Below are 12,431 nucleotides of genomic sequence, written 5' to 3' on the forward strand. Positions count from 1 at the left end.
GCCGACCCTACCCGTCGGCCTCGTCATAGGCGGCGAGTGCCGCCCGCACATCGCCCGCGACCCGCTCGGCGAGCGCGGCCGGCGCGACGACCTGCGCGTCGGCGCCGAGACCGAGCACGAAACGCGCCGCCCAGTCGAGGTTCGCCGCCCGCAGCGACACCAGCCAACGCCCGTCGCTTTCGGCCCGCACGTCCTCGCAGCGGTAGTACTCGGTGATCCAGCGCGAGTCGCGCCCGATCCGCACGGTCACCACCGGTTGCTCGTCGGAGGGCTGGAACAGGCCGAGCCGCACGTCGGAGGTCCGCGCCTGCGGCGGCGGCGCGGAGGCCTCCTCCAGCTCGGCGAGGGCGTCGATCCGGTCGAGCCGGAAGCGGCGCATGCCCTCGGCCCGGCGGCACCAGGCCTCCAGGTAGGTGAAGTCGTCGACGACCAGCAGCCGCATCGGGTCCACGACGCGCTCACTGGAGGCGTCCCGGCCGGCGGTGTAGTAGGTGATGCGCAGGGCCTTCTGACGGCGCAGCGCGTTCCTGATCTGCGGGACCCACCCGTCGGCGGCCCGCAGGCTCACCTCGACGCGCGTGGCGGCGTCGGCGGCGTCCCCACAGGCCGATTCGAGCTTGGCGAGGGCCCGGCGGACGGCGTCGACGTCACGGAGCCCGGGGGTCTCGGCGAGCAGCCGCAGCGCGACGATCAGGGCGAGGGCCTCGTCGGAGTTGAGGCGCAAGGGCCGGTTCAGCTCGGCCCCGAAGGTGATGGTGACCGTCTCCTCGTCGAGGGACATGTCGATGAGGTCACCGGGCCCGTAGCCGGGCAGCCCGCACATCCACAGCAGGGTCAGGTCGTCGCGAAGCTGGGCCTCGGTGACCCCGAGCTCGGCGGCGGCCTCCACCACCCGGATGCCCGGACGCGTCTGGAGATAGGGGACGAGGTTCAGCAGACGTGCCAGCCTGCTCGGCGCCGACACGCTCACCGCGCCACCGCCGGAACCGACTCGGCCATCTCGGTCAGCAACGACACGATCTCCTTGCGGACCTCCGGCGGATCCTCCACGACGACGTCGGGCCCGTAACGGAGCAGGCGCGTGGCCAGGGAACGCGCGTCGGTGTACGGAACGACGATCCGGTCGACCGCGCCGGCGCGGGGCAGGATCTGCACCGCGCGGCGACGGACTCCGGCGGCACGTCCGGGGCGCACCCGCAGGGTGGCCCGGCGCGAGGTGACCGCCCGGCCCTGGGGCGAATCGGCGACGTGGGCGATGAGGTCACAGTCGGCGGGGATCTCATAGGCGGCCTTCTCTCCCACCGCGTTGACCACGCCGACGATCCGCGACAGACGGAAGCAGCGTTCGGCCGCACGGTCCACGTCGTGCCCGACGACGTACCAGCGGCCGCGCCAGCACACCACGCCCCACGGCTGGAGGCGGCGCTTGGCGGGCACATCGGCACTGGGGGCCCGGTAGGCGAACTCCACGACACGGCGAACGTTGACAGCCGCGAGCATCGGAGCCAGTGCCTCATCGACCGTGCTCACCGGCGCGATGTCGTCATAGGGAACACCCGACACGTCGACCTCGGCGCCGCCCGCGCGCAGCTTCGCCAGAGCGGCCGAGGCCGTCGAGGCCAGACCCGCGTGCAGCCAGAGCCTCGCCGCCACACCGAGCGCGGCGGCCTCATCGGCCACAAAGGACAATTCGGGGAGCTCGTAGTCCCGGCGTGCGATCCGGTACCCGGCCTCGGTGTCGAAGACGCTCGTCGTACCCGTCTCGACCGGGATGCCCAGGTCGCGCAACTCGGCCTTGTCTCTCTCGAACTTCCGCTGAAAAGCCTCATGCGCACGCGAATCACGCGCATCGTGCTCATATCCGGGCACAGTACGGGCGATCTCGGCGGCGGTGAGGAACCGCCGCGTCGACAACAGGCAGATCACCAAATTGACCAGGCGCTCAGTACGAGTACGCGACACACACCGAAACTAGCAGCCGCCACGCCGGCGCCACCTCCGCCGGCCAGCCAACTCACCCGACCCTGCTAACCTCCAGGCCGTGGTGCGATGGCGAACCGGAACCGTGACCCGACACCGGAACACATGGACGGGAGCCGTCGAGCTCGACATCGAACTCGACCGGCGCGCCCCCGACGATCCCGAACACGTCAAAGCCCTGGCCTACACCGAACTCGTCGGAACGCCACTGCCCGGCGATCGCGTCGTCCTCAACACCAACGCCCTCAAAGCCGGCCTCGGCACCGGCGGATACGCGCACGTCATCGCCATCCCCGACCGGCTCCCGGAAGACACCGACCCCGTCGGGCACATCGTCAAAGCCCGCTACACACCGCTGCAGACGATGCTCCTCGCCGCCGACGAGGAGGCCTCACCCCACCGCGACACCCTCGCCACCGCCGACGACATCGGCGGCATGCCGGTCGTCGCCGCCGACCTGCACAGCGCACTGCCGGCCATCCTCGCCGGAGTACACGCCACCCGGCCCGACGCCCGCGTCGCCTACGTCATGACCGACGGCGGAGCGCTCCCGGCAGCGTTCTCCCGCACCCTCGACGCGCTGCGCCCCCACCTCGCCGGAACCGTGACCACCGGCCAGGCCTTCGGCGGCGACCTGGAGTCCACCAACATCCACACCGGGCTCCTCGCCGCCCGCCACGCCCTCGGCGCCGACATCACCATCACCACCCAGGGACCCGGCAACCTCGGCACCGGAACCACCTGGGGCTTCTCCGGGACCAGCACCGGCGAGGCCGTCAACGCCACCACCGTGCTCGGCGGACGGCCGGTCGGCGCGCTGCGCGTCACCGACGCCGACAAACGCGACCGTCACCAGGGCATCTCACACCACAACCTCACCGCCTACGGCAGAGTCGCGCTCGTCCCGGCCGACCTCGTGCTGCCCGCCGAACTCGACCCCGCGCTACGCGAGGTGATCGACGGCCAGCTACCCGCCCTGACCCGGCACCGCGTCGTCACCGTCGACGTCACCGGCCTCGACGAGGCCCTCCGGGCCCTGCCCGTCAAGCTCTCCACCATGGGCCGCGGCCTCGACGCCGACCACGCCTACTTCCTGACCAGCGCCGCCGCCGGACGCCACGCCGCGCGACTCCTCCCCAGGGCATGACGAAGGCGGCGGACCCGAAGGTCCGCCGCCTCGAAAAAACGATCAGGCGAAGACGATCAGCGCGACCCAGCCCGCGATGAACACGACCAGCGCCACCGCCAGAACCCAGGTCGGGATCTTGTGATCGCCACGCCGGTTCCGCTCGATCTCCTCACGGATCCTCGCACGGCGCTTCTCCAGCCGCGAGACCTTCCGCTCACCGGAGACCGTCGCCCCCAACACCCCACGCTCCAAACGCGGCCCGAGAGACTCCTCGGTGCGGTCGGTGCGGTCGGTGCGCTCACCGGCGGCGGTCTCGACACCGGCGTCCCGATCCACGTCCGCCGCCGACGGCACCTCAGCGCCCTCCGCGACATCCCCACCGTCCGGGGACCCCGCACGCTTCGGATCAGAAGCACCCATCACACACCACCACCATCGACGCCGGTCACATGCCAGCGATCAGCTTATCCACCCTCTCGTCACGCGAACGGAACGGATCCTTGCACAGCACGGTCCGCTGCGCCTGGTCATTGAGCTTCAGGTGCACCCAGTCGACGGTGAAATCACGCCGACGCTCCTGCGCCTTGCGGATGAACTCGCCGCGCAACCGCGCGCGAGTCGTCTGCGGCGGACGCTCCTTCGCCTCGAAGATCTCCACATCGTTGGCGATCCGGTCCACCATCCCGCGGCGCTCCAGCAGGTAGTACAACCCGCGACCACGCCGAACATCGTGATAGGCCAGGTCCAGCTGCGCGACCCGCGGCGAAGACATCGGCATGTCACCGTTCTTCGCCCGGTACCGCTCGATCAACTTCAACTTCGCCACCCAGTCGATCTCACGCTCGACCGCCGACAGGTTCTCCGACTCGACCGCCGCCAGAACCCTCCCCCACAACTCCACGACCCGCTTGGCGGTCTCATCGCCACCCCGGCGCTCCACGAAGTCGGCGGCCTTCATCAGATACTCCTGCTGGATCTGCAGAGCACTCGCCTCACGCCCGTTGGCCAGCCGGACCTTGCGGCGGCCGGTGACGTCGTGGGAGACCTCGCGAATGGCGCGGATCGGGTTCTCCAGCGTCAGGTCCCGCATCGCCACGCCCGACTCGATCATCCGCAGCACGAGATCGGCGCTGCCCACCTTCAGCAGCGTCGTCACCTCGTTCATGTTCGAGTCGCCGACGATCACGTGCAGCCGGCGGTAACGCTCGGCGTCGGCGTGCGGTTCGTCGCGGGTGTTGATGATCGGACGCGAACGCGTCGTCGCCGACGACACACCTTCCCAAATGTGCTCGGCGCGCTGTGAAAGGCAGTAGACCGCGCCACGCGGTGTCTGCAAGACCTTCCCGGCACCACAGATCAGCTGACGGGTGACCAGGAAGGGAATGAGAATGTCGGCGAGGCGACCGAATTCCCCGTGTCGCGAGACGAGGAAATTCTCGTGGCACCCATAGGAATTGCCCGCCGAGTCGGTGTTGTTCTTGAACAGATAGATGTCCCCGGCGATGCCCTCGTCATGAAGACGACGCTCGGCGTCGATCAGCAGACCCTCCAGGATCCGCTCACCCGCCCGGTCGTGCTTCACCAACTCGACCACCGAGTCGCATTCCGGCGTCGCGTACTCCGGATGCGAACCCACATCCAGGTACAAGCGCGCCCCGTTCCGCAGGAACACATTGCTCGACCGGCCCCAGCTCACCACACGCCGGAACAGGTACCGCGCCACCTCATCCGGCGAGAGCCGACGCTGTCCACGGAACGTACAGGTCACACCGTACTCGGTCTCCAGACCGAAAATCCGCCTGTCCATGCGACGACACTACCGGTCGAAGCCGACAAGTCCACAGTGTCGAGCCAGACTGTTTTCGGCGGCGCGACACACCGTCACCATGCCACCGAACGCGAACACAGCGTGCCCGGCGCTCATCGCGGGCGCCGGGCAGCCAAAACGTCACAGCACACGAAAAGGGCTAGGACTTCTCGTCCCCACCGTCCTTTTCGGACGCCTCCTCGACGTCCACAATGTCCTCCGCCGGCTCGGCCGGGACGGGCTCGGCCGGCGTCGACTCCGCCTCGGGCGCGTCGTCGGGGATCACGACCTCCACCTCGGGCTCGGCCGGTGCCACGAGGGCCGACAGGGCGGCCCCGCGGATGCGCCGGAAGGTACGGCCGGGACGCTCGCGCTCCAGGATCGCCACCTCCAGCTGGTCGGCCTTCAGCTCGCGCTGCGCGCCACCCTCGCCACCGACGCTGCCCAGAGCGCGCACCGCCAACCGCAGCGCCTCCTCCAGGTCCGCCTCGACCCGGTGGTGCTCACGCACCACGGCGCCGATCTGCTCCGACTGGCCGCCCATCGCCACGAAACCGGGCTCATCGTTGATCGAGCCGTCGTAGGTCAGCCGGTAGAGCTCATCGTCCTCGGGCGAGGCGCCCACACCGGCGACACAGACCTCCACCTCGAAGGGCTTCGTCGACTCGGTGAAGATGGCGCCCAGGTTCTGCGCGAACACATTCGCCAAAGGCCACGCGGTCACGTCACGGCGGTCATAGGCGTAACCCCGCAGGTCCGCCATGCGCACACCGGCGGCCCGCAGATTCTCGAACTCGTTATAGCGGCCCACGGCCGCGAAACCGATCCGGTCATAGATCTCACTGATCTTGTGCAGCGCGGTCGACAGATTCTCCGCGACGAATAGAACACCACCGGCGAAACTCAACACCACCACACTGCGACCGCGGGCGATGCCCTTACGGGCGTACTCCGAACGGTCCCGCATGATCTGCTCGGGCGAGGTGTAGAACTGCATGGCCACGACGACTAACTCCCTTCGAAGACAACGGTGAACGACTGCCGGACCTAACGCCCGGGATAATCCGACCTCTCCCCGATCACATCCCGCGCGAGACGCTCGACCTCCGCGTCCGAGATCCGCACCGTGCCGTCGGCCGACGCCAGCATCACCACCGGGAACAGGCCCCGGGTCAGGTCCGGGCCACCGGTCGCGCTGTCCTCGTCGGCGGCGTCGTAGAGCGACTCCACCGCCCACTTCACGGCCGTGTCGGCGTCCGCGCCGGGCCGGAAGCGCTTCTTGAGCGCCGAACGCGCGAACAGCGAACCCGAACCGATGCCGTCGTAGTCGCGCTCCTCGTAGAGGCCGCCGATCACGTCGTAGCTGAAGATCCGGCCCGCCTTGCCCGGCTCCCGCGAGTCCAGGTCATAACCGGCGAACAGCGGCACCGCCGCCAGGCCCTGCATGGCCGCCGACAGGTTGCCGCGCACCATCGTCGCGAGCCGGTTGGCCTTGCCGTGCAGGGACAACGGGGTCCCCTCGATCTTCTCGAAGTGCTCCAGCTCCACCTGGAACAGGCGCACCAGCTCGATCCCGATGCCCGCCGAACCGGCGAATCCCACCAGGGAGTACATGTCGGAGGCGAAGACCTTCTCGATGTCGCGGCTGGCGATCAGGTTCCCCTGCGTCGCCCGCCGGTCACCGGCCATCACCACACCGTCGGCGTAGGTCATCGCCACGATCGTCGTCGCGTGCGCCGAGGCGTGCGACAGATCCCCCGGCGGCAGGGCGCGCCGCCCCGGAAGATACTCCGGCGCCGCCGCCTGCAGGAACTCGGCGAACGACGACGAACCGGTCGCGCTGAACGCCGCCGGCATCCGCCCTGGGAAGTCTGCTCCAGTGGTCACGGGCTCCCTCTTCCTGTGCTCGAGTCACGTTCCAAACTTTCCCCGGCCGGGCCGGGCCGCTCAAGGTTACCGAGAATCGCACGAAGGGCCTCTGCCGACATCTCCTCGTCGGGCGACACCCAGGTCCCCTTTGGATCGACCATGTCGTCAGGAACGTGGCGCGCGTCCTCGCGGTAACCGTAGTGGTCGATCACGTACTCGACCGCCGCGCGCGTCACCTCGACGTCGTCCTTGAAGTGCCCCAGCCCGTTGTCGCGGCCGAAGCACGGCAGACCACGGATCTTCCCCGACTCGTGGTCGACGTGGTACGGCGGCCGACGCCGCCGACAGATCCCGCGGAGAACGCGGGTACTCCTCCAGTGGCGTCCACCGCTCACACCCGCGGCACATTCGCGGCCCGTCGCGATCGGCCGGCCCCTTCCCCCGGACGGCCTTGCCCCCCAAGCCCTGCTCCGCGCGCAGCCTGGCGTAACACGCTCGCACATTCGCCGAACCGCACGGCCTACCATGACTCCCTCGCCGCATTCACCTCGTCTGGCCGAAACAAACACGTTGACCGGGAGCTGTTCCCCACCGCGTCGACATTTCTTTTCAATCGTCGCCGCATTTCCCGTTGCAACCCCCGAATCTAGCCCGGTATGTCCGATTCGCACAGCTTCAAATCGGACATACCGGGATGTTACTGGCCGCCCTTTTGTACGAAAGAGCGGACAAACTCAGCACTGTTGACTTCGAGGACCTCATCAATTTCATCGAGCAGATCATCGACGTCTTCAGTCAGTTCCTCGTGCCTTTCGGCAATTTCCGGATTGACCTCCGGTGCCGCCGTCTCGTCGACTTCCTCGCTCTGACGGGACCGCGATGACTGGGACTGCCCGCCCGTGTCCTTCGTTGCCATGTCGGCTCCTCCTGTACTGGTGTGCTAACCGTGTGGTGTGTCGACCGTACCGCGAAGATCCGACGATCGCGCGTCCCGAGCGCCGGTCCAATGTGTCCGGTCACCGACCTCCGGTGATGATGTCCAGCAGGTCCTTCGCCGAGGCGCAGCGGTCGAACAGGGCGCCGACGTGGGCCTCGGTCCCACGCTCGGGCTCCATCATCGGCACGCGCACCAGCGACTCGGCTCCCACGTCGAAGATGACCGAGTCCCAGCTGGCCGCGACGACCTCGGTGCCGTACTTGGCCAGGCAACGGCCGCGGAAGTAGGCGCGCGTGTCGGTCGGGGGCAGCCCCATGGCGTCGCGGATCTCGTCCTCGGTGAACAGGGTCTTCATCGCACCACGGGCGACGAGCCGGTTGTACAGCCCCTTGCCCGCGCGGACGTCGGAGTACTGGAGATCGACCAGCTGAAGCTTCGGGTTCTCCCACGACAGCTGCTCGCGATCGCGGTAACCGTTGAGGATCCGCAGTTTCGCGACCCAGTCCAGCTCGTTGGCGCAGAGCATCGGATCGCGCTCAAGGCGGTCCAGGACGCTCTCCCAGCGGGCGAGGATGTCGAGGGTCACCTCGTCGGCGTCGGCACCGAGACGGTCGGCCACATAGGCCTTCGCGCGCTCGAAGAACTCCCACTGCACCTGCACGGCCGTCATCCGGCGCCCGTCGCGCAGACGGACCTTGTGCTGCAGGCTCGGGTCGTGGCTGATGGCCTTGAGCTCGCCGACCGGGTCGACGATGGACAGCTCCCCGGTGAGGGCCTTGTCCTCGATCATCGCCAGGATGAGCGCGGTGGTGCCCATCTTGAGATAGGTCGAGATCTCCGACATGTTCGCGTCGCCGATGATGACGTGCAGGCGGCGGTACTTGTCGGCGTCGGCGTGCGGCTCGTCGCGGGTGTTGATGATCGGGCGCTTGAGGGTGGTCTCCAGACCGACCTCGACTTCGAAGAAGTCGGCGCGCTGGGAGATCTGGAACCCCGCCCGGCTGCCGTCGGCGCCGATGCCGACCCGGCCGGCCCCGGTGACGACGTTGCGGGTCACGAAGAACGGCGTCAGATAGGCGACGATGTCGGCGAACGGGGTCGCGCGGCTCATCAGGTAGTTCTCGTGAGCGCCGTAGCTGGCGCCCTTGTTGTCGGTGTTGTTCTTGTAGAGGTTGATCTGCGGGTTCCCCGGCACGGTCGCCGCCCGCCGGGACGCCTCGGCCATCACGCGCTCGCCGGCCTTGTCCCACAAGACGAGGTCACGGGGGTTGGTGACCTCGGGCGTCGAGTACTCGGGGTGGGCGTGGTCCACGTAGAGGCGGGCCCCGTTGGTCAGGATGACGTTGGCGAGTCCGAGATCTTCGTCGGCGAGGGTTTCGGCGGGGTCGTACATGGCACCGGTGTAGGTGAAGCCCCGTGCGTCGCGCAACGGGGATTCCTCCTCGTAGTCCCATCTGGCCCGGCCCCCCTTGGCCAGCTCCGGCCGGGCTCCGTAGGCGTTGACGATTTGGGACGAGGTCACCATCGGGTTGGCGCCGGGCTGTCCCGGTACCGAGATGCCGTATTCGACCTCGGTGCCCATGATGCGGCGTACGGTCATGCACCGAGCCTAGACGCCTTGAGGCCCCGTGGTGTCAGGCGTGCGCGGGTGGTCCTTCCCCGGGCATGTCGGGGAGGTAGTGGACGGTGAGTCCCGCGCCCGGGTTCGTGGCGGCGAACTCCCCGAGCACGGCGGCGGTGTTGGCGTCGTTGGTGAGGACCCGCAGCGGCACGGTGCTCTCGCTGACGACGAGTTCGTACAGGTCGAGGCTCGCCTGGCTCTCGGCGCTCAGCGGCAGGGCCGGGTCGTGCCCGTTGAGGCCGTCGAGCTCGACGCCGTAGACCTGCCGGTAGAGCCCGCCGAGGTTGCGGTTGAGCATGGCGAGGATGAGCGTCAGGTGCTGGTTGTTGCCGCCGTTGGGCGTGAACACGACCTGGGTGGGCACGCCGTCGGCGGTGAGGCCGTGCTCGTCGAGGTATTCGAGGGTGTTGCTCACCGAGGAGTGGATCTGGCCGCTGCCCCAGACGCTGATCCAGGTGGTGTCCGGACCGGGCTGGTGGGCGGCGCCGTTGTAGGCCGGGGGCGTGCCGGTGGGCAGGGCCCCGGTGATGAACAGCGCGAAGGCGACCGCCGCCGTCGACGCGATCAGGCCACGGGTGCGCCCGCTCGTCGCGTAACGCCACCACGTGGGCGGCCGGACGTGGACGAGGGCGGCCCCGGCGGTGATGACGAGGATCAGCACGAGCGCCTGGAGGACCTTCTCGTAGTAGTACGAGCCGGTGCCGATGTAGGCGACGTTGTAGGCGCGCAGGCCGATCGCGAAGAGCAGGCCGCCGACGCTGGTCGCGGCGAGGATCTGCAGCCGGGGACTGCGGCGGAGGTTCGGCGTGAACACCGCGACGGCCGCCAGCGCCAGGCACGCGTAGAGGATGACCTTCGGCATCGGGACGATGAAGCCGGTCGCGTTGACGTGGTGCGCGCCGTCGAAGCCGCGGATGTAGGGGATCAGCACCTGCATGGACGCGGCGAGGCCGAAGAAGGCGCCCAGCGCGATGGTGAGCACCGGCCGCGCCTTCAGGCGCCGCCATTGCGTCACGACGGTCGCCAGGATCGCGATGCCGGCGAAGGCGGCGTAGAGCGTGTAGCTGTAGGTGACCGCGACCGTGAGGGTGCCCGCGAGAACGATGTGCTCGCCGAGGTGCTTCGGCGGCCGCGCCAGCACGGCGAGGAGGATGGCGAGGAAGGCCAGGCCGACGATCTGCGCGTCGAAGCCCTCCCAGACCATGGTGCTGAAGATGCCGGTGGAGACGAACAGGACGACGGTGCTGGTGATCAGCGCGCGCTTCCAGCCCGCCGCCTGCGGCCCGGCGATCCAGCGAGCCGCCCAGGCCGTCGTGAGGACCATCAGGCCGAACCCGATGGTGACGTACCAGTGGTAGCGCTGCAGGGCGTCCAGGGCGCTGCCGGGGTTGTTGCCGCCGGTGATGTAGGCGTCGATGGTCGCGAGCACGTAGTGCATGCCCGGCGGGTACGCCGGCAGCATGCTCGATTCGAGGATCGGCCCGGCTGCCTCCGGGTTGAGCGCGGGGTAGCCGCCGATGGCGCGAATCGTGTCGAAGAGGTTGAACTGGCGCAGCCGGTCGCCGCTGATGGCCGCGTAGGCGGTCCAGCCCAGGCGGGTGGTGGCCAGGGTCGGGGCCGCCGCAAGGTAAGTGGTGAGGACGGCGCCGACGGCGAGGACGAGGTCGGTCCCGTGCGGGCGCAGCGGCAGGCGTGGCCGGCGGCCGGTGAACACGGCCACGGCGACGAGGATCGTGAAGGCCGTCCCGCTCATGGGAATCGGATGCAGCCCCCACGGCCAGTACGTCGTCAGGAAGCCGAGGAGCATCACGGCGCCGCAGGTGAGCCCGAGCGCGGGGATGAGGCGGTCGAGGAGACGCGTCCCGGTGCGCATGAGCGTCGCGGTGGCGACCCAGATGACGGGAAGCATGACGACATCGGCGCCGAGGAGGTGCGCGAGCGCGGGGATCGCCCAGGCGGCGGCGAGCCAGACGGCGACGCGGACGGCGGGATGGCGGTGCGGTGGTGTGGCGGTGCCTTTGGCCGCCGTCGTGGTCCTCGCGGGCGACCGGGTCTCGGTCAGCATCCTCAGGCGTCCTTCGTGGCTGGCCGGTGGTGGCGCATCTCGGTGAAGGCGGAGGCGCCCGCGGCTCCGGCGGCGATGAGGTCGGCGAGGGTGAAGACGAGGCGGGAGACGACGGCGATGCCGGCGGCGGTCCCGAAGCCGACGTAGGGGGTGAGCGCGGTGGCGATGACCGCGTCGCGGACGCCGATGCCGGAGGGGACGACGATGACGAGCATGCCGCAGGTCATGGCGAGTGCGAAGGCGCCGATGCTGCGGAAGAGGCCTTCGACGCCGGGGGTCGCGGCGGCGTTGGCCAGGAGCCAGAGGTGCACGCCGAAGCAGACGTAGGCGATCGCGCTCCAGGCGGTGGCGGTGTTGACGGTGCGCCAGGTGATGGCGTGTCCGAGTGGGGGTTTGCGGACGATCTTGAGGAAGAGCTCGACCAGGCGGGTGAGGATCTTCGGGTGGGCGCAGGTGAGTGCGATGGGAATGAGCGCGATGATGATCGGGACGAAGGGTTTGCCTTCGTCTGAGGCCGCGAGGGCGGGGATGGCGAGGGCGCCGAGGAGGAGGCTGGCGGTGGTGGAGAGGCCGACGGCGATGAGGCTGGCGATGAAGGCGCGGGCGCGCGGGATGCCGGCGCGTTTGCCGAGTTCCATCTGGGCGACGTAGGACCAGACGCTGCCGGGGAGGTATTTGGCGAGGTTGCCCAGGAGCGTGATGCGGGCGGCGGTGGTGATCGTGACCGGACTGTCGAGTTGGGTGACGATCGAGCGCCAGGCCATGATGTTGGCCGCCATGCCGGCGAAGGCCGCGACGAAGGCGAGCAGGACCGACTGCCAGGCCAGGTCGAAGAGATAGTCGCGGATGTCCTTCCAGCTGCTGACGACCGTGTAGGCGACGGCGGCGAGGACGGCGGCGATGAACAGGATCCGGAGGGTGTTGACGATCCACGGTCTGGCGATGACGGTGCGGGCCCGGGCCAGGATGGACTTGGGTGCGGCGGGTTCGCTTTCGCGTGGGTCCGTCGTTGCCATGTCTGGG

General features: G+C 69.1%; 12 protein-coding genes. 1 reads left to right on the forward strand and 11 read right to left on the reverse strand.

Annotated elements, in window-relative coordinates; translation table 11 throughout:
• Positions 1-7 precede the first annotated feature (7 nt).
• On the reverse strand, positions 8-970 hold the full coding sequence (locus HNR73_RS17485) for a helix-turn-helix transcriptional regulator (RefSeq protein WP_203686751.1): 963 nt from the start codon (positions 968-970) through the stop codon (positions 8-10).
• On the reverse strand, positions 967-1,962 hold the full coding sequence (locus tag HNR73_RS17490; RefSeq protein WP_184788563.1) for a helix-turn-helix transcriptional regulator: 996 nt from the start codon (positions 1,960-1,962) through the stop codon (positions 967-969). Before HNR73_RS17490 ends, HNR73_RS17485 begins: the two co-directional genes overlap by 4 nt.
• A 79-nt stretch (positions 1,963-2,041) precedes the next feature.
• On the opposite strand from HNR73_RS17490, the gene HNR73_RS17495 reads away from it, so the two are divergent.
• Positions 2,042-3,127, forward strand: a complete 1,086-nt coding sequence (locus HNR73_RS17495; protein WP_184788564.1) for a DUF3866 family protein — start codon at positions 2,042-2,044, stop codon at positions 3,125-3,127.
• 42 nt (positions 3,128-3,169) lie between these two features.
• On the opposite strand, the gene HNR73_RS17500 is transcribed toward HNR73_RS17495, so the two are convergent.
• The 9 genes from HNR73_RS17500 to HNR73_RS17540 form a co-directional block, all read right to left on the reverse strand.
• A complete protein-coding gene (locus HNR73_RS17500; RefSeq protein WP_221331013.1) occupies positions 3,170-3,445 on the reverse strand; it encodes a hypothetical protein in 276 nt (91 codons plus the stop codon).
• Positions 3,446-3,554: 109 nt separating this feature from the next.
• Entirely contained in the window at positions 3,555-4,916 is a 1,362-nt protein-coding gene (gene pafA / locus HNR73_RS17505) for a Pup--protein ligase (protein WP_184788565.1), read from the reverse strand.
• 160 nt (positions 4,917-5,076) lie between these two features.
• The gene (gene prcA / locus HNR73_RS17510) at positions 5,077-5,919 is read right to left on the reverse strand and encodes a proteasome subunit alpha (protein ID WP_184788566.1); all 843 of its coding nucleotides are present in this window, start codon (positions 5,917-5,919) and stop codon (positions 5,077-5,079) included.
• A gap of 44 nt (positions 5,920-5,963) precedes the next feature.
• Positions 5,964-6,803 (reverse strand): proteasome subunit beta, encoded by an 840-nt coding sequence (prcB, locus tag HNR73_RS17515; protein WP_373316638.1) that lies wholly within the window; start codon positions 6,801-6,803, stop codon positions 5,964-5,966.
• Entirely contained in the window at positions 6,800-7,180 is a 381-nt protein-coding gene (locus tag HNR73_RS17520; RefSeq protein WP_184788567.1) for a hypothetical protein, read from the reverse strand. The genes prcB and HNR73_RS17520 overlap by 4 nt, the downstream gene beginning before the upstream one ends.
• A gap of 302 nt (positions 7,181-7,482) precedes the next feature.
• The gene (locus HNR73_RS17525) at positions 7,483-7,701 is read right to left on the reverse strand and encodes a ubiquitin-like protein Pup (protein ID WP_184788568.1); all 219 of its coding nucleotides are present in this window, start codon (positions 7,699-7,701) and stop codon (positions 7,483-7,485) included.
• A 100-nt stretch (positions 7,702-7,801) separates the two neighbouring features.
• Positions 7,802-9,322, reverse strand: coding sequence for a depupylase/deamidase Dop (dop, locus tag HNR73_RS17530; protein ID WP_373316637.1), 1,521 nt, complete (start codon positions 9,320-9,322; stop codon positions 7,802-7,804).
• Between the two features lie 34 nt (positions 9,323-9,356).
• Entirely contained in the window at positions 9,357-11,408 is a 2,052-nt protein-coding gene (locus HNR73_RS17535; RefSeq protein ID WP_184788569.1) for a hypothetical protein, read from the reverse strand.
• Positions 11,409-11,410: 2 nt separating this feature from the next.
• On the reverse strand, positions 11,411-12,424 hold the full coding sequence (locus HNR73_RS17540; RefSeq protein ID WP_184788570.1) for a lysylphosphatidylglycerol synthase domain-containing protein: 1,014 nt from the start codon (positions 12,422-12,424) through the stop codon (positions 11,411-11,413).
• Positions 12,425-12,431: the final 7 nt, after the last annotated feature.

The sequence above is a fragment of the Phytomonospora endophytica genome, from assembly GCF_014202425.1.
GTDB lineage: Bacteria > Actinomycetota > Actinomycetes > Mycobacteriales > Micromonosporaceae > Phytomonospora > Phytomonospora endophytica.